Origin of the sequence: Mycobacterium sp. 1245801.1 (assembly GCF_001673055.1) — a bacterium.
Taxonomy (GTDB): Bacteria; Actinomycetota; Actinomycetes; order Mycobacteriales; family Mycobacteriaceae; genus Mycobacterium; species Mycobacterium europaeum_A.
This window is the reverse complement of the sequence record NZ_LZKY01000246.1, coordinates 36774-54279: the sequence shown is the minus strand read 5'-3', so window position 1 is coordinate 54279 and position 17506 is coordinate 36774. Positions and strand designations below refer to the sequence as shown.

General features: G+C 69.9%; 16 protein-coding genes. 6 read left to right on the top strand and 10 right to left on the bottom strand.

Annotation, left to right across the window (positions count from 1 at the left end):
• Nucleotides 1-245 precede the first annotated feature (245 nt).
• Genes A5622_RS15960 through hemE form a run of 4 tightly spaced genes read right to left on the bottom strand, consistent with a single transcriptional unit; the run spans nucleotide 246 to nucleotide 4168 of the window.
• Complete coding sequence (locus A5622_RS15960) at nucleotides 246-995, bottom strand: class I SAM-dependent methyltransferase (RefSeq protein WP_066879823.1); 750 nt, start codon at nucleotides 993-995, stop codon at nucleotides 246-248.
• A gap of 49 nt (nucleotides 996-1044) precedes the next feature.
• Nucleotides 1045-1740: a hydrogen peroxide-dependent heme synthase gene (gene hemQ, locus A5622_RS15955; RefSeq protein WP_066860656.1), complete on the bottom strand. Its 696-nt coding sequence runs from the start codon at nucleotides 1738-1740 to the stop codon at nucleotides 1045-1047.
• Between the two features lie 5 nt (nucleotides 1741-1745).
• The gene (locus tag A5622_RS15950; RefSeq protein WP_066879801.1) at nucleotides 1746-3122 is read right to left on the bottom strand and encodes a protoporphyrinogen oxidase; all 1377 of its coding nucleotides are present in this window, start codon (nucleotides 3120-3122) and stop codon (nucleotides 1746-1748) included.
• Entirely contained in the window at nucleotides 3119-4168 is a 1050-nt protein-coding gene (hemE, locus tag A5622_RS15945; protein WP_066879798.1) for a uroporphyrinogen decarboxylase, read from the bottom strand. The genes A5622_RS15950 and hemE overlap by 4 nt, the downstream gene beginning before the upstream one ends.
• Before the next feature lie 52 nt (nucleotides 4169-4220).
• Between hemE and A5622_RS15940 the strand changes: the two genes are divergently transcribed.
• The 3 genes from A5622_RS15940 to A5622_RS15930 all read left to right on the top strand — a co-directional run bounded on the left by A5622_RS15940 (nucleotide 4221) and on the right by A5622_RS15930 (nucleotide 7074).
• A complete protein-coding gene (locus A5622_RS15940; RefSeq protein WP_066879821.1) occupies nucleotides 4221-5015 on the top strand; it encodes an enoyl-CoA hydratase/isomerase family protein in 795 nt (264 codons plus the stop codon).
• 132 nt (nucleotides 5016-5147) lie between these two features.
• Nucleotides 5148-5771: a DUF3000 domain-containing protein gene (locus tag A5622_RS15935; RefSeq protein WP_082972678.1), complete on the top strand. Its 624-nt coding sequence runs from the start codon at nucleotides 5148-5150 to the stop codon at nucleotides 5769-5771.
• Between the two features lies 1 nt (nucleotide 5772).
• Nucleotides 5773-7074, top strand: coding sequence for a ribonuclease D (locus A5622_RS15930; RefSeq protein ID WP_066879795.1), 1302 nt, complete (start codon nucleotides 5773-5775; stop codon nucleotides 7072-7074).
• A gap of 52 nt (nucleotides 7075-7126) precedes the next feature.
• Here A5622_RS15930 and dxs read toward each other — a convergent pair whose 3' ends face one another.
• From dxs to A5622_RS15910, 4 genes are all read right to left on the bottom strand, one after another.
• Entirely contained in the window at nucleotides 7127-9052 is a 1926-nt protein-coding gene (dxs, locus tag A5622_RS15925) for a 1-deoxy-D-xylulose-5-phosphate synthase (protein ID WP_066879793.1), read from the bottom strand.
• 53 nt (nucleotides 9053-9105) lie between these two features.
• Complete coding sequence (locus A5622_RS15920; protein ID WP_066879790.1) at nucleotides 9106-10578, bottom strand: cation:proton antiporter; 1473 nt, start codon at nucleotides 10576-10578, stop codon at nucleotides 9106-9108.
• A 231-nt stretch (nucleotides 10579-10809) separates the two neighbouring features.
• A complete protein-coding gene (locus A5622_RS15915) occupies nucleotides 10810-11997 on the bottom strand; it encodes a class I SAM-dependent RNA methyltransferase (protein ID WP_066879787.1) in 1188 nt (395 codons plus the stop codon).
• 41 nt (nucleotides 11998-12038) lie between these two features.
• On the bottom strand, nucleotides 12039-14033 hold the full coding sequence (locus A5622_RS15910; protein WP_066860676.1) for an APC family permease: 1995 nt from the start codon (nucleotides 14031-14033) through the stop codon (nucleotides 12039-12041).
• Nucleotides 14034-14149: 116 nt separating this feature from the next.
• On the opposite strand from A5622_RS15910, the gene A5622_RS15905 reads away from it, so the two are divergent.
• Together A5622_RS15905 and A5622_RS15900 are read left to right on the top strand one after the other, a co-directional pair.
• Nucleotides 14150-14815: a TrkA family potassium uptake protein gene (locus A5622_RS15905; protein ID WP_156748749.1), complete on the top strand. Its 666-nt coding sequence runs from the start codon at nucleotides 14150-14152 to the stop codon at nucleotides 14813-14815.
• A 37-nt stretch (nucleotides 14816-14852) separates the two neighbouring features.
• Complete coding sequence (locus A5622_RS15900; protein ID WP_066860680.1) at nucleotides 14853-15527, top strand: TrkA family potassium uptake protein; 675 nt, start codon at nucleotides 14853-14855, stop codon at nucleotides 15525-15527.
• A gap of 56 nt (nucleotides 15528-15583) precedes the next feature.
• On the opposite strand, the gene A5622_RS15895 is transcribed toward A5622_RS15900, so the two are convergent.
• A complete protein-coding gene (locus A5622_RS15895) occupies nucleotides 15584-16240 on the bottom strand; it encodes a DUF3159 domain-containing protein (RefSeq protein WP_066879784.1) in 657 nt (218 codons plus the stop codon).
• 53 nt (nucleotides 16241-16293) lie between these two features.
• On the bottom strand, nucleotides 16294-16662 hold the full coding sequence (locus tag A5622_RS15890; protein WP_066860686.1) for an OB-fold nucleic acid binding domain-containing protein: 369 nt from the start codon (nucleotides 16660-16662) through the stop codon (nucleotides 16294-16296).
• A gap of 137 nt (nucleotides 16663-16799) precedes the next feature.
• Here A5622_RS15890 and A5622_RS15885 point away from each other — a divergent pair, with 137 nt between their 5' ends.
• The gene (locus A5622_RS15885; protein WP_066879818.1) at nucleotides 16800-17498 is read left to right on the top strand and encodes a hypothetical protein; all 699 of its coding nucleotides are present in this window, start codon (nucleotides 16800-16802) and stop codon (nucleotides 17496-17498) included.
• Nucleotides 17499-17506: the final 8 nt, after the last annotated feature.

Here is a 17506-nt window from a genome sequence, read left to right as displayed (position 1 = left end):
CACCGCCCACCCGGACGACCATCCACCCCAGGTCGTCGAGCCTGCGTAGCCGGCTCTGGTCACGCGCGTACTGCTTGCGGTTCGTGCGATGGTGATCGCCGACGACAAGCCGGACGACGTTGTGGGCCGCGTGCGCCGTGCGCTCATCCGTCGCGGATATCGCGACACTTAACCAGTTGCGACGACACGCCGAAAAGGATCGCAGCAGGTTAAGTTTCGCGGCATGGGGAGGGCGCGGACGGGCGTCAGTCCACCCGGGTGGCGTGCACTTCCCAGAACGGGGCGTGCGCCCGTTGACCCTCGAGCCACGGCTCGATCACCCGGAAGCGCTCCAGCAGCTTCTCGGCCTGATCGGCGATGTCGGGGTTGCGTTGGGCCATCGCCTCGATGGACTCGACGCTGACGTTGACCCGATACGTGGTGGTGCCCAGATAGGTGATCTCCCAGCCGCCGTCCGGAAGCACGTCACGAAAGTCGTTCTCGGACAACGACCGCAGCATCTTGAAGCCATTGACGTTGTGTTCGCCGAACTCGTACATGTACAGCCGGGCACCGGGCTTGGTGGCGCGGTGCAGCGCCCGCACGTACGAACTGCGCAGCTCGGGCTCGGTGCTGAAGGTGTGGTAGAAGGCGCAGTCGACCACCGTGTCGAACCGGCCGTCGAACCCGTCCAGCTTGGTGGCGTCGGCCAGCTCGAAATTGACCGTCACACCGGCCTTTTGGGCGTTCTCGCGGGCGCGCTCGATGGCGGTCGCCGAGCCGTCGATGCCGGTCGCCGAAAACCCCTTGGACGCGTAGTAGATGGCGTGGTGGCCCGGTCCGGTCCCCGGGTCGAGCACCTCGCCCTTGACCGCCCCGAGCGCGACGAGCTGCTGGACCACCGGCTGCGGGCCGCCGATGTCCCACGGTGTGGCGGCCGGCAGGCCGTGCGACGTCCGCTGGTCGCGGTACATCTCCTCGAAACGGGTGGGGTCGGTGGGGTCGAACGTCGTCATGTGGCGCCACTCCTCATCGCTTCGCTCTGCATCGTCGCCGGCGCGGTTGTCATGGCAGCGCATTCACCAGCTGCTCGACGGGCACCCGGGGGCCGGTGAAAAACGGCGTCTCCTCGCGGGTGTGCCGGCGGGCGTCGGTGGCACGCAGCTCGCGCATCAGGTCGACGATGCGGTGCAGTTCGGGAGCCTCGAAGGCCAAAATCCACTCGTAGTCCCCGAGCGCGAAGGCCGGGACGGTGTTGGCGCGCACGTCCTTGTACTCGCGCGCGGCCATGCCGTGCTCGGCGAGCATGCGGCGGCGCTCGTCGTCGGGCAGCAGGTACCACTCATAGGACCGCACAAAGGGATACACGCAGATGTAGGCGCCGGGCTCCTCGCCGGCCAGAAACGCCGGGATGTGGCTCTTGTTGAATTCGGCCGGCCGATGCAGCGCCACGCTGCTCCACACCGGGGCGCTGACCCGCCCGAGCGCCGTCGTGCGCCGGAAGTCGGCGTAGGTGGCCTGCAGCGCCTCGACGCGCTCGGCGTGGGTCCAGATCATGAAGTCGGCGTCGGCCCGCAGACCCGCGACGTCGTAGAGGCCGCGCACCACGACGCCGCGCTCCTCCTGCTGCTTGAAGAACGTCGACGCCTCATCGATGACGTCGCCGCGCTGGTCGCCCAGCTCACCCGGCTCGACGGAGAACACCGAGAACATCAGGTAGCGGATCTGGGAATTGAGCGAGTCGTAGTCGAGCTTGGCCATGAAACCTATCGTGCCACTTGCGCGTCGAAGCCTCCGATGGCCCCGATCACCCGCTCCGCCGCGCGCCCGGCCGCGCCCACGCAGGCCGGCACGCCGATGCCGTCCAGGTAGCTGCCGGCCACCGCCAGCGTCGGGGGCAGCCCCGCGCGCACCTCGGCGACCAGCTCGGCGTGGCCGGGGCCGTACTGCGGCATCGCGTCGATCCAGCGCTGGATGCGGGCGTCGACGGGGTCGACGGTCAGCCCGAACACGGTGGCCAGGTCGCCCAGCGCCCAGCTCAGCAGCTCGTCGTCGGGGGTGTCCGCCGCGACGCGATCGCCGAACCGCCCGAACGACAGCCGCAACAGCTGCGCGTCGCCGCGGACCCCCCATTTGCGCGACGACAGCGTGATGGCCTTGGCCCGCAGCCGCTCACCGGTCGCCACCAGCACGCCCGAACACTGCGGGAACGCGGTGTCGCCGGGCACGGCCAGCGCCATCACCACCGACGAGGCGCTGGTGATGCGTCCGGCCGCGGCGGCGCTGCGGGGGGCGATCCCGGCCAGCAGGCGGGCACACTCCCCCGCCGGGACGGCCAGGATCACCGCGTCGGCGGGCCAGCGAGTGCCGGCGTCGTCGACCACCGCCCAGCCGGCGGCGGCGGGCTCCAGCCGCGAGACCGCGGCGCGCACCCGGCGCGGGCGACCGCGCGCCACGAGCTCGTCGATCAGCACCTGGTAGCCGCCCTCGAGCGCCCCGAACACCGGCGCGCCGGTGGCCGGCGGCAGCGCCTGCCGGACGGCGTCGGTCAGGCTGGTCGCGCCGCGGTCCAGGGCCGCCGCGAGCGTCGGGGCCGCCGCGCGCAGCCCGATGGTGGCCGACGAGCCCGCATACACCCCGCTCAGCAGGGGATCCACCGACCGCGACACCACCTGGTCGCCGAACCGCTCGCCCACCAGGTCGGCCACCGCAGGGTCGCTGCCCGCCCGCCACGCCAGCGGGTGGCTGGGTTCGGCCTCGACGCGGGCCACCGTGGCCTCGTCGACCAGTCCCGCCACTGAGGCCGCCGACGACGGGATCCCGACGACGGTGCCCACGGGCAGCGGCCGTAACTCCTGGCGGCTGTAGATCAGTGGGCGTGCGCCGGTCGAAACCCGCTGGCGCTCAGTCAGATTCAGCTCCGCGAGCAGCGCCGGCATTTCGGGGCGGCGCAGCACGAATGCCTCGGCGCCCAGATCCATCGGCTGTCCGCCGACCGGCTCGGTGCGCAGCACGCCGCCGAGCCGGTCACCCGGATCGAACAGCGTGATCGCCGCGCCGTCGCCGGCGGCCGCGCGCAGCCGATAGGCCGCCGTCAGGCCCGAAATACCACCCCCCACAACGCAATACGAGGGGGAACTCATAGGGAGTGGACCAGCGACACCAGGTCGGTCAGCACACCGGGATCGGTTTCGGGCAACACACCGTGGCCCAGGTTGAAGACGTGGCCCGCGGCGCCGGCATCGATGGCGCGCCGGCCGTCGTCCACCACCGCGCGCGCCGCGCGTTCCACCACCGGCCAGCCCGCCAACACCACCACCGGATCGAGGTTGCCCTGCAACGCCGTGCCGGGTTGGACGCGGGCGGCCGCATCGGGCAGCGAGGTTCGCCAATCGACGCCCACCACGTTCGCGCCGACCGACGACATCGCGCCCAGCAGTTCGGCGGTGCCGACCCCGAAGTGGGTCATCGGGACGCCGTAGTCGGCCAGGGCGGCGAACACCCGGGCGCTGTGCGGCTGCACGTAGGTGCGGTAGTTCGCCAGGGACAGCGCCCCGGCCCACGAGTCGAACACCTGAATGGCGTCCACCCCGGCCTCCAGCTGCACCCGCAAGAAACCCACCGTGATGTCGGTCAGCTTCTCCATCAGCGCATGCCAGGTGTCCGGCTCGGCCAGCATCATCGCCTTGGTGCGCGCATGGTTACGGCTCGGGCCGCCCTCGATCAGATAGGACGCCAGGGTGAACGGCGCGCCCGCGAAGCCGATCAGCGGGACGTTGCCCAGCGCGGACACCAGCAGCGACACCGCGTCGGAAACAGGCTGAACCCGTTGCCGCTCAAGCGGTTTGACGGCGGCAACGTCGGCAGCGGTGCGCACCGGTGACTCGATCACCGGCCCCACCCCGGCGACGATGTCCAGGTCGATGCCCGCCCCGAGCAATGGCACCACGATGTCGGAGAACAAGATCGCCGCGTCGACGTCGTGGCGGCGCACCGGCTGCAGGGTGATCTCGCAGACCAACTCGGCGTCGAAGCAGGCCGACAGCATGTCGGTCTGGGCCCGCAGCGCCCGGTATTCGGGCAGCGAGCGACCGGCCTGGCGCATGAACCACACCGGCACCCGGTTGGGTTTGCGCCCGCTCACGGCCGCCAGATACGGCGACTCGGGAAGGTCGCGGCGAGTACTCATCAGCCTCAATGCTGCCATGGGGGCCGATGGCCGGTTGCGTAACATCAACCCGATGCCAGTCAACTACGACGAGTTTCCAAGCCTGCGCCGCGAGCTCGGGGACAACGGGGTGCTGACCCTGGTGCTGGACTCCCCCGGCCTGAATTCGGTCGGCCCGCAGATGCACCGCGACCTCGCCGACATCTGGCCGGTGATCGACCGCGACCCGGCGGTGCGCGCCGTTCTGGTCCGCGGCGAGGGCAAGGCGTTCTCCTCCGGCGGCAGCTTCGACCTGATCGACGAGACCATCAACGACTACGAGGGCCGGCTCCGCATCATGCGCGAGGCCCGCGACCTGGTGCACAACATGATCAACTGCGACACCCCCGTCGTGTCGGCGATCCGCGGGCCGGCGGTGGGCGCGGGCCTGGTGGTGGCCCTGCTGGCCGACATCTCGGTGGCGGGTCGCACCGCGAAGCTGATCGACGGGCACACCAAGCTCGGCGTGGCGGCCGGCGACCACGCCGCGATCTGCTGGCCGCTGCTGGTCGGCATGGCCAAGGCCAAGTACTACCTGCTGACCTGCGAGACGCTGCTGGGCGAGGAGGCCGAGCGGATCGGGCTGGTGTCCACCTGCGTCGACGACGACGACGTGCTGTCCACCGCCAGCCGCATCGCCGAGAACCTGGCGCAGGGCGCACAGAACGCGATCCGGTGGACCAAGCGCAGCCTCAACCACTGGTATCGCATGATGGGCCCCACCTTCGAGACCTCGGTGGGCCTGGAATTCCTCAGTTTCGGCGGCCCCGACGTGCAGGAAGGCCTGGCGGCCCACCGCGAGAAACGTCCCGCGCGTTTTACCCGCTGAGCGCCGTCTGAGCTGCACATATAGCTTTGGTGGAGGCCCGGTAACGGCTTGGTCGCGGCGGGTTTGAAACGCGGCGCGCCTGTCGCGGCGTGTCGGGCTGTGGGTCTACCGTCGATCCCTGTGACCCGTGCCGTGACGACGCAGAACGGTCGGGATGGACAGGAGCGGCGCCAAGTGACCTCATCCGAACCGGCCCCCTTCCGCGAGGCGGTAGCGGCGATGAACGCCGTCGTCGTGCGGCCGGAGATCGAGTTGGGTCCCATCCGGCCGCCGCAACGCTTGGCTCCCCACAGCTACGCCCTGGGCGCCGAGGTCAAACATCCCGACCGCGACATCATTCCCGAACGGTCCGACGGCGACGCCTTCGGCCGGCTGATCCTGCTCTACGACCCCGAGGGGGCCGACGCGTGGGACGGCACCATCCGCATGGTCGCCTACATCCAGGCCGACCTCGACCCCAGTGAGGCGGTTGACCCGCTGCTGCCCGAAGTAGCGTGGAGTTGGCTAGTCGAGGCACTGGAGTCACGTATGGAACAAGTCGTCGCCCTGGGCGGCACCGTCACCGCCACCACATCGGTGCGCTACGGAGACATCTCCGGGCCGCCGCGCGCCCACCAGCTCGAGCTGCGCGCGTCGTGGACCGCGACCTCACCCGCGGTCGGCGGTCATGTCGAGGCGTTCTGCGAGGTGCTGGAGCACGCCGCGGGCCTACCACCCGCTGGAGTCACCGACCTGAGCTCACGGTCACGCGCCTAGCATGGGCGAACCGGCGGCCGACGGGCCGGGCAGCAGCGTGCCCGGCGACGCGGGCACCGACCCGGCGCCCACCCCGCTGCCGCGCCCTTCCGAAGGCGTCCCGCCGATCTCGGTGAGCGTCGGCGACATCGAGGCCGCCGCGCAGCGGCTGGACCGCGGGCACGGGCCGTTCGCGGTGGACGCCGAGCGGGCGTCGGGCTTCCGCTACTCCAACCGGGCCTACCTGATCCAGATCCGGCGGGCCGGCTCCGGCACGGTGCTCATCGATCCGGTGAGCCACGGCGCCGACCCGCGCCAGGCCCTGCGCGCGGTGGCCGAGGTGCTGGGCAGCGACGAATGGATCCTGCACTCCGCAGATCAGGACCTGCCGTGTCTGGCGGAGGTGGGCATGCGGCCGCCGGCGCTGTACGACACCGAACTCGCCGGACGGCTGGCCGGGTTCGACCGGGTAAACCTGGCCACCATGGTCGAGCGGCTGCTGGGCTTCGGGCTGGCCAAGGGCCACGGCGCGGCCGACTGGTCCAAACGGCCGCTGCCCGCCGAATGGCTCAACTACGCCGCGCTGGACGTCGAGCTGCTCATCGAGCTGCGCGCGGCGATCGCCGATGTGCTGGCCGAGCAGGGCAAAAGTGATTGGGCCGCACAGGAATTCGACTATCTGCGCGAGGTGGGTTCGAAAGATCCGAGCGCCGCCACGCGCCGGGACCGGTGGCGGCGGACGTCGGGCATCCATCGGGTGCGCGATCAGCGCGGCCTGGCCGCGGTGCGCGAACTGTGGTTGACCCGCGACCGGATCGCGCAGCGCCGCGACATCGCGCCGCGCCGCATCCTGCCCGACTCGGCCATCATCGACGCCGCCCTGGCCAACCCGACGACCGTCGAGGAACTGGTCGCGTTGCCCGTGTTCGGGGGGCGCAATCAGCGGCGCAGCGCCGCGACGTGGCTGGCGGCGCTGGATGAGGCCCGGCGCAACAAAAACCCGCCCACCGACAGCGAAGCGCCGAACGGCCCGCCGCCGCCGTCGCGGTGGAGCAGGCGCAAACCGGAGGCCGCCGCCCGGCTGGAGGCCGCGCGCTCGGCGCTGTCGGAGGTGTCCGGGCGGGTCCACGTCCCCACCGAGAACCTGGTGTCACCGGACCTGGTGCGACGGCTGTGCTGGGACTGGGCGCCCGCCCCCGATCCGCTCGACGCCGTCGAGAACTTTCTGCGCGCCGGCCAGGCCCGGCCGTGGCAGCGGGAATTGGTGGACCCGGTGCTGGCCAAGGCGCTGCAGGCGCCGGAAGGCACCGAGCCCGCTGAATAGTGGCGATCGCGAGCACGGCGCAGCCGGGCGAAGCGGGTCGCCACCATCGGCACTAGTCGAGGTGCTCGCGGATCTCCGCTTCGGCGACGCCGCTGCCCAGCGCGGCGACCCAGCCGGTGATGCGGCGGGCCACGTCCTGGTCGGTCAGCGCCAGATCGGACAGCAGCTCACCGCGGGAGGCCTGCTCGTAGAACTGCTGCGGCAGTCCGACGTCGCGACACGGGACGTCGATCTCCGCGCGGCGCAGGGCGGCCGACACCGCCGAGCCGACGCCGCCGTTGACTCCGTTGTCCTCGCACGTGACGACCAGCTTGTGCTGCTCCGCGAGCTCGAGAATGCTCGGCGACACCGGCAGCACCCAGCGCGGGTCGATGACCGTGACGCCGATCCCCTGGTCCTGTAGCCGCCTGGCCACCGCCAGCGCCATCGGCGCGAACGCGCCGACGCCGATCAGCAGCACGTCGTGGTTGCAGCCGCCGGCCGGGACCGCGAGCACGTCAACGCCCGAGGTGCCGGCGCCGCGACGCTCGATCGCCGGGATGTCCTCGCCCACATCGCCTTTCGGGAAGCGCAGCGCCGTGGGGCCGTCGTCGACGTCGAGCGCCTCACCGAGTTCCTCGCGCAACCGGGTGGCGTCCCGGGGTGCGGCCACCCGCATGCCGGGCACGATGCCCAGCATCGACAGGTCCCACATGCCGTTGTGGCTGGCGCCGTCCGCACCGGTGATGCCGGCCCGGTCGAGCACCATGGTGACGGGCAGCTTGTGCAGCGCCACGTCCATCATGATCTGGTCGAAGGCCCGGTTGAGGAACGTCGAATAGATGGCCACCACCGGGTGCATGCCGCCCATCGCCAGCCCGGCCGCCGACGTCATCGCGTGCTGCTCGGCGATGCCGACGTCGAACAGGCGGTCCGGGAACTGCTGCCCGAACGGGGTCAGCCCGGTCGGGCCGGGCATGGCCGCGGTGATGGCCACGATGTCGCGGCGCTTGTGGGCGTAGCCGATGAGCGCGTCGGAGAACGTCGCCGTCCAGCCGGGCCCGGCGATCTTGGTCGCCTGGCCGGTGACCGGGTCGATGACGCCGCAGGAATGCATCTGCTCGGCCTCGTCGTCCTCGGCCGGGGCGAAGCCCATCCCCTTGCGGGTCACCACGTGCACGATCACCGGGCGGCCGAAACCGCGGGCGTGCCGCAGCGCGGCCTCCACCGCGCGCTCGTCGTGGCCGTCGACCGGACCCACGTACTTCAGTCCCAGGTCGGTGAACAGCAGCTGCGGCGACAGCGAGTCCTTGATGCCGGCCTTGACGCTGTGCATCACGCGGTAGGCGAGCCTGCCGACCAGCGGCAGCGCGCGCAGCGCGTCGCGGCCCTTCTCCAGGGCCTGCTCGTAGGCCGGCTGCAGCCGCAGCGAAGCCAGATGATCGGCGACACCGCCGATCGTCGGGGCGTAGCTGCGGCCATTGTCGTTGACGACGATGATGACGGGCCGGCCGGAGGCGGCGATGTTGTTCAGCGCCTCCCAGCACATGCCACCGGTGAGCGCGCCGTCGCCGATCACAGCGACCACGTGCCGGTTGCGGTGTCCGCTCAGCTCGAAGGCCTTGGCCAGGCCGTCGGCGTAGGACAACGACGCGCTGGCGTGGCTGGACTCCACCCAGTCGTGCTCGCTCTCGGCGCGCGACGGATACCCGGACAGGCCGCCCTTCTTGCGCAGGCTTTCGAAGTCGTGGGCGCGCCCGGTCAGCATCTTGTGCACGTAGGCCTGATGGCCGGTGTCGAAGATGATCGGATCGTGGGGTGAGTCGAACACCCGGTGCAGGGCGAGCGTCAGCTCGACCACGCCCAGATTGGGCCCCAGGTGTCCCCCGGTGGCAGCAACCTTGTGAATCAGGAACTCGCGAATCTCGGCGGCCAGATCGCGAAGCTGATGCGCAGAAAGGTGCTGCAGATCAGCGGGCCCGCGGATCTGTTCCAGCATCCAGTCAGTCTACGCAGCGCTGTGGAGAACACTACTGACGAACGTGGCGACGTTCATCGCTGCTGCGCGGGGCCGAACAGTCCGGCGAGCGTGTCATGAAGGTCGGGGTCGGCCAGGATGACGACCTCGTCCCCGGCCTCCAGTTCGGTGTCGCCCCGCACCGGCACCAGGCCGGTCGCGCGGACCACGATGCTCACCCAGATGTCACCGACGCGGTCGCCGAGACCTTCGACCGTGGAACGCTCGGCGACGGAACCGGTCGCGACGCTGAAGCGATGAACCCCCTGCGGCTCGTCGGCGAGTCGCACACCTATCTGCCATGGCCGGGTCTCCACCGTGCGCATGGGCAGGTGCAACAACCTGGCGACACCAGGCACCGAGCTGCCCTGCACCAGCACCGAGACAACGACGACGACGACCACGATGCCGTAGAGGCGTTCGGCGTCGGCGACGTGAGCAGCGCGCAAGAACTCGCCCAGCAGGATGGGCACTGCGCCCTTGAGCCCGGCGAAAAGAACGAAGGCCCGTTCGTTTCGCCGCAATCGCACGGGAACCAAGCAGGAGCCCACCGCCAACGGCCGAATCAGCACGGTTAGGGCCACGGCGAGGACGAGCCCGCAACCCCACACATCAGGATGGGCAAGGACATTGAGATCGACGGTCAAACCCAGAATGGCGAACGCGACGATTTCCGCAAGACCCGCCAGGGCGGCGTGGAATCGCTTGATCTCCGGCTTGTAGGGTGCGCGGGCGTCGCCGATCACGATGCCGGCGACGAACACGGCCAGAAATCCCGAGCCATGCGCGAGCGTGGCAATGCCGTACAACATCAGGCAGGATGCCAGCGTTCGTAGCGAATAGAGACCTTCGCTCGGCAAGGCGACGCGACGCATGAAGACGAGCAGGACGCGACCGCCGAGCACCCCGACGGCCAGGCCGACCGCCATCTGTAGAGCGAATTGTGTTCCCACGCTGGCGAATCCGGCTGCACTGAGGCCACCGGCGGCGATCAGGCTGGACATCAAGGAGATGCCGACCGGATCATTGGCACCCGACTCGCCCTCCAGGATGGTGCCACTGCGGCCGCTGATCTCGCGTTTGCCCAAAACGGAGAAAACCACGGCCGGATCGGTCGGCGCCACGGCCGTGGCCACGAGCACCGCGGGAAACCAGCTGATTCCGCATACGTAGTGCAGCACCAGTGTCGCCCCTGCTGCGGTGAGGGCGGTGCCCACGACGCCCACCGACAGGATCGGGGCCGCCGCCGCGCGGAAGCGCGCCGGCCCGATATGCATGCCGCCGTCGAACAACACCAGCACGAGCGCGATGGTGATGACCCGTTCCACGACCCGCTCGGAGGGAGGCTGCACCGCGGGCACCGCGTGCACCGCGACGGCCGCTCCGACCAACACGAGTAATGGCACCGGGACCTTGACCCGCTCGGTTAGCCGATTCGCCAGCACCGCAACCAAACCGACCGCGCTGGAGAGCAACACCAACAGCGCGTAACGAACAGTCTCGTTCACGACGGCAGCAACCCGGTGAGCACGTCCCGCGCACACGTTCGACAAGACTCGACAGCCACGGCCCGTTCTTTGATGGTATGCACGCGGGCCTTTCGATCGATCGACAGTGTTCCTTCAAGACATCGCCGACCAGACTTCCCGGCACACCGCGACGCAGTCTAGCCGGTCGTGACACTCACCCGGGCGGCATTGCGGTGATGCGCCGGGAGGACCGTCGTCGCGACAGACTCCCTAGCGGGTCAGCAGCGCCACGCATTCGGTGTGATGGGTCAGCGGGAACGCGTCGAACACCCTGATCTTCTCCACGGTGTAACCGTGTTTGAGGTAGAGCCCGACGTCACGGGCGAACGATGCTGCCTCACAACCGATGTGCACAACGCGAGGGACGCCGGCGGCGGCCAGCAGGTCGATGACCTCGCGCCCGGCTCCCGCCCGCGGCGGATCCAGCACCGCCACATCGGCTTTCGCGGCGCGGTCTCGTTGCGCGGCCAGCGCGCGCCGCACCGAGTCGGTGACGATCTGCACCTGGGTCAGATCGGCCAGGGCGACCCGCGCGGCGCGGGTCGAGCCGCGCGAGGTGTCGACGCTGAGCACCCGCCCGGAGCGGCCCACGGCGTCGCCGAGCACGGCGGCGAAAACGCCTGCGCCGCCGTACAAATCCCACGCGCGCATCCCAGCGCCGAGCTGTGCCCAGTCGGCGATCAGGTCGCTGTAGACGCCCGCCGCGTCGCGGTGCGCCTGCCAGAAGGCGGTCACCGGCACCTGCCAGGTGCGCCCGGCCACCCGCTGCACCGCCTCGTAGCGCCCCTGGATCACCTTGGTCGCCGTGTGCCTGCCCTGCCGCAGCGTGCGCACGACGTGGCGGGTGCCGTCGTCGTCGACGGCCACGTGCAGCTGCGCCGCCGGCGGCCACTCGATGTCGTCCATCCCGTCGAGCATGCCGGGCGCCAGCTGCGCACAGCGCAGGTCGGTCACCAGGTCGTCGCTGTGATACCGGTGAAAGCCGGGTCGACGGTCGGGTCCGACGTCGAGCCGGACCCGGGTGCGCCACCCCGTCGGCGCCGAATCCGCCAAGGGCTCGGCCTCACCGCTCCAGCGATGCCCGCCCAGGCGCTCGAGCTGGTTGGCCACCACTTCGGCCTTGAGTGCGCGGGCGACCTCGGGCGCCGCGAACGCCAGGTCGCAACAGCCGGCACCGCCCACCCCGGCGATCGGGCACTGCGACGCGGTGCGCCCCGGCGCCGGCTCGAGGACCTCGAGAACCTCTGCGTGCCAATAGGATCCACGATCCGCGGTGACCCGGACCCGCACCCGCTCGCCGGGCAGCGCGTACCGGACGAACACCACGCGGCCTTCGTGGTGGGCGACGCAGCTGCCGCCGTTGGCGGGGGCATCGGTGGTCAACGTCAGCTCCCCCACCGGGGGCGCCGACGCGCGCGACGCGCGGGTCGATTCGCGGGTCAATCGAAGATTCCCCGGCGAGCGTCACCCGGCGCCACGTGCGGCTGCAAGGTCTTGCGTCGTTCCGACGAACTCAATTGCCACGGAACCGAAGTCACCATGACGCCAGGCATGAACAGCAGCCGCCCCTTGAGCCGAAGGGCGCTCTGGTTGTGCAACACCTGCTCCCACCAGTGGCCCACCACGTACTCCGGAATGAACACCGTCACCACGGTGCGCGGGGACTCCTCCCTGGCCCGTTTGACGTATTCCAGGACGGGACGGGTGACTTCGCGATACGGCGAGGCGATGACCTTGAGCGGGACGCTGATATCGCTTTCCTCCCACTTGTGCACCAGGTCGCGGGTCTCGGCATCGTCGACGCTGACCGTCACCGCCTCGAGAACGTCGGGCCGGGTGGCCCTGGCGTAAGCCAGCGCACGCAGGGTCGGCAGGTGCAATTTCGACACCAGCACCACGGCGTGATTGCGGCTGGGCAGCACCACGTCGTCCTGCGCGGCGGCCTGCTCGGCCAATTCGCGGTTCACGGTGTTGTAGTGCCGGTGAATCATTTTCATCACGCCGAACAGCAGGCTCATCGCGAACAGGGCGATCCACGCGCCGGAGACGAACTTCGTCACCAACACCACCAACAGCACCGCGCCGGTGGACAGCAACCCGACCGTGTTGACCACCCGCGAGCGCATCATCTTGCGCCGCGCCCGCGGATCGGTCTCGGTGCGCAGCAACCGGCTCCAGTGCCGGACCATGCCGATCTGACTCAGCGTGAACGAAATGAACACCCCGACGATGTACAGCTGGATCAACGCGGTGACCTCACCGCGGAACGCGATGATCGCCAGCAGCGCCGCCCCGGACAAGAACAGGATGCCGTTGGAGAACGCCAATCGGTCTCCGCGGGTGTGCAATTGGCGCGGCAGGTAGCTGTGCTGCGCGAGGATCGAGCCGAGCACCGGGAACCCGTTGAACGCGGTGTTGGCCGCCAGCACCAGAATCAGGGCGGTCACCGTGGCGATCAGCAGAAACCCGATGTGAAAGCTCCCGAACACCGTCTGGGCGAGCTGGGTGACCAAGGTCTTCTGGTAGTAGCCCTTCGGCGCGCCGCCCAGCTGCGTCGCGGGGTCCTCGACCAGCTGAACCCCGATCTTCTGGGCCAGCACGATGATGCCCATCAAGAGCGTCACCGCGATGCCACCGAGCATCAGCAGGGTGGTCGCAGCGTTGCGCGACTTGGGTTTCTGGAACGCCGGCACCCCGTTGCTGATCGCCTCGACACCCGTCAGCGCCGCACACCCCGAGGAAAACGACCGCGCCACCAAGAACGCCAGGGCGAAACCGACGACCTGGCCGTGCTCGGCGTGCATCTGGAAACCGGCCGACTCGGCCCGCAGCGGATTACCCAACACGAAGATCCGGAACAGCCCCCAGCCGATCATCACCAGGACCCCGATGATGAACGCGTACGTCGGCACCGCGAACGCCACCCCCGACTCGCGCACCCCCCGCAGGTTCAGCGCCATCACCAGCAGGATGGAGGCCACACAGAAGAACACCTTGTGCTCGGCCACGATCGGGATCGCCGAGCCGATGTTCGCCATCGCCGAGGCCGTCGAGACCGCAACGGTGAGAACGTAATCCACCATCAGCGCGCTGGCGACCACGAGGCCGGCGGTGTCGCCGAGGTTCGTGGTGACCACCTCGTAGTCGCCGCCACCGGACGGGTAGGCGTGCACGTTCTGGCGGTAGCTGGCCACCACCACCAGCATCACCGCGGCCACCGCAAGCCCGATCCAGGGTGTCAGCGCGTACGCCGTCACCCCGGCCACCGAGAGCATCAGGAAGACCTCCTCGGGCGCATACGCCACCGAGGACAGCGCGTCGGAGGCGAACACCGGCAAGGCGATCCGCTTTGGCAGCAGAGTGTGACTCAGCCGGTCGCTGCGAAACGGCCGGCCGATAAGCAACCGACGAGTGGCGGTTGAAAGTTTGGACACGAGAGCCAAGAGTAAGCCCAGACGGGTTTGGCGGTAGCGTTCGTAGGAGAATGTTCGCCGACCGAAACGGCTGGCCGACGTGGGTTGCCGGTTGACGCGGCCGAGAGGACCTCAAGTTGCGAGTAGTGGTGATGGGCTGCGGCCGGGTCGGTTCATCGGTCGCCGACGGGCTCTCCCGCATCGGTCACGACGTCGCGGTCATCGACCGGGACAGCACCGCCTTCAACCGGCTCAGCCCTGAATACGCCGGCGAGCGGGTGCTGGGGCAGGGATTCGACCGAGACGTGCTGCTGAGGGCCCGCATCGAGGAGGCCGACGCGTTCGCCGCGGTGTCGTCCGGCGACAACTCCAACATCATCTCGGCCCGACTGGCGCGCGAGACCTTCGGCGTGAAGCGGGTCGTGGCCCGCATCTACGACGCCAAGCGCGCCGAGGTCTACGAGCGGCTCGGCATTCCCACCATCGCCACTGTGCCCTGGACCACCGACCGCCTGCTCAACGCGTTGCTGCGCGAGTCGGAGACGGCCAAGTGGCGCGATCCGACCGGCACCGTCGCCGTGTCCGAGGTCGTGCTGCACGAGGACTGGATCGGGCATCGGGTCACCGACCTGGAGCAGGCCACCGGCGCCCGGGTCGCGTTTCTGATCCGGTTCGGCGCCGGCGTGCTGCCGGAGCCCAAATCGGTGATCCAGGCCGGCGACCAGGTTTATGTGGCCGCGATCTCCGGCCGCGCCGCCGAGGCGGTGGCCATCGCCGCGCTACCACCGAGCGAAGAGCTGTGATGAATTCGACCGAACACCTTGTTGAGGAGCTGCGCCGATGAAGGTAGCTGTCGCCGGCGCCGGCGCGGTCGGGCGCTCGGTCACCCGGGAACTCATCGGCAACGGCCACGACGTGACGCTGATCGAACGCAACCCCGATCACGTCGACGTCGACGCGATCCCGGCCGCGCACTGGCGGCTGGGCGACGCGTGCGAACTGAGCCTGCTGGAGTCGGTGCACCTGCAGGAGTTCGACGTGGTGGTGGCCGCGACCGGCGATGACAAGGCCAACGTCGTGCTGAGCCTGCTGGCCAAGACCGAGTTCGCGGTCCCGCGGGTGGTGGCCCGGGTCAACGACCCTCGCAACGAGTGGTTGTTCACCGACGCGTGGGGGGTCGACGTGGCGGTGTCGACGCCGCGCATGCTGGCCTCGCTCATCGAAGAGGCCGTCGCCGTCGGAGATCTGGTGCGGCTGATGGAATTCCGCAAGGGCCAGGCCAACCTCGTCGAGATCACCCTGCCCGACGACACGCCGTGGGGCGGCAAGCCGGTGCGCAAGCTGCAGCTGCCGCGCGACACCTCGCTGGTGACGATCCTGCGTGGCCCGCGCGTGATCGTGCCCGAGGAGGACGAGCCGCTGGAGGGCGGCGACGAGCTGCTGTTCGTCGCCGTCGCCGAGGCGGAAGAGGACCTGCAGAAGCTGCTGCTGGGCAGCCACAGCCCGGGCGGCTAGTGGCGATCGCCAGCGCGGCGGAGCCGGGCGTAGCGGGTCGCCACCATCAGGACTGATCAGTCGGTGACGGCGCCGGGCTCCATTTCGACCGCGGGGGCATCGGCTGCGGCGATGGCGCGCTGCGCCGACTTGATCGCCGCATAGGTGGCCAGCGCGGCCAGCGCGGTCAGCGGCCAGCCCATCCCGATCCGCGCCGCCGCCAGCCAACCAGTCCGGTCGGCGTCATACAGCAGTCCCTGCACTACGAACCGCGCGGCGAACACCAGCACCCAACCCACCGACGCCACGTCGAAGGCGTAGACCGCCCGCGGCACCTCGCGCCAGCGGTCGCCGCGCCCGGTGGCCCAGCTCCACGCGTAACCCACCAGGGGCCGGCGGATGAGCACCGACGCCGCGACGACGACCGCCCACACCAGCGACATCCAGATGCCCAGCAGGAAATAGCCCTTGGACTCGCCCAGCAGGTAGGCGATCAGCGCGCACAGCGCGACCCCGAAGAAACCCGAGAACGCCGGCTGCGGGGAGTCGCGGCGGATCAGCCGCCACACCAGGATCAGCGCGGCCACCGCCAGCGCGGCCACGATCGCGGGAACCAGCCCCGAGACGCTCGAGGCGATGACGAAGACCACCACCGGCAGCGAGGAATAGATGACACCACTGACCCCGCCCGCCTGTGCGAGCAGGCGTTCCGGGCTGATGCGGTTGGTACTCATGAGTTCGGACGTGCCCGACTCTGGCGGGATTGCCCCCGGATCTTCGGGGTCAGTCACCGCTGAATTTCGTAGTGCGGGTTGTAGATCGCCTTGTTACCGTTCTCCAGCTTGCCGAGGCGTCCACGCACCCGCAGCGTGCGGCCCGAGTCGATGCCCGGAATGCGACGCTGCCCCAGCCACACCAGCGTGACGGTGTCGCTGCCGTCGAACAACTCGGCACGGACCCCGCCGGAACAGGCCCTGCCGTTGCACTCGACGCTTCGCAGCGTGCCCACCATCGTGACCTCCTGGCCCCGCTGGCAATCAATCGCGCGTTGCGCGCCGGTGCTTGCGACCTCGTCGGACAGTTCCTCCGAATCGAGTTGCTCCGGATCCTCCGTCAACCGACGGGTCAGCCGGCGCAGATACCCTTGGGCCCCCATGGCCACTCCTGACAATGCTGATAAGCCTCGACGCTTCCATTTATGCCAACGGACACCGTAGACCTCTTGGTTCCCCAGCGCCAACCGACTCAAACCTCGTGTTGGAGGGCGCATGAACGGCGGGGCACTATCTAGTGGTGGTGGTCGATCTGCGCGGTGTCACGACGGTGTTGTTGCCCGGAACCGGCTCCGACGACGACTACGTTCACCGGGCGTTTTCCCGTCCCCTATCCGAGGTTGGGGCGTTGCTGGTGACCCCGCCGCCGCGGCCCGACCGGTTGATCGAGGGCTATCTCGCGGCGTTGGACGGCGCGGCGCACGGCGGGCCGGTCGCGGTGGGCGGGGTCTCGATCGGCGCGGCGGTGGCGGCCGCCTGGGCGCTGGCCCATCCCGACCGGACGGTCGCGGTGCTGGCCGCGCTGCCGGCTTGGGCCGGCGCCCCCGGGGCGGCGCCCGCGGCGCTGGCGGCGCGGTATTCGGCGTCACAGTTGCGCGCCGACGGACTGGCGGCCACCACCACGCAGATGCGGGCGTCCAGCCCGCCGTGGCTGGCCGACGAGCTGACCCGGTCGTGGGGCGCCCAGTGGCCACACCTACCCGACGCCATGGAAGAAGCCGCCGCCTACGTCGCGCCGAGCTGCGACGAGCTGGCCGGGCTGGCCGCGCCGCTGGGGGTGGCGTCCGCCGTCGACGACCCGATCCACCCGTTACAGGCCGGAATCGACTGGGTCGCGGCGGCGCCGCGCGCGGCGCTGCGCACGGTGACGCTCGATCAGATCGGGGCCGATCCCGCCGCCCTGGGTGCGGCCTGCCTGAGCGCGCTGGCCGACCTCTAGCCCGCTGG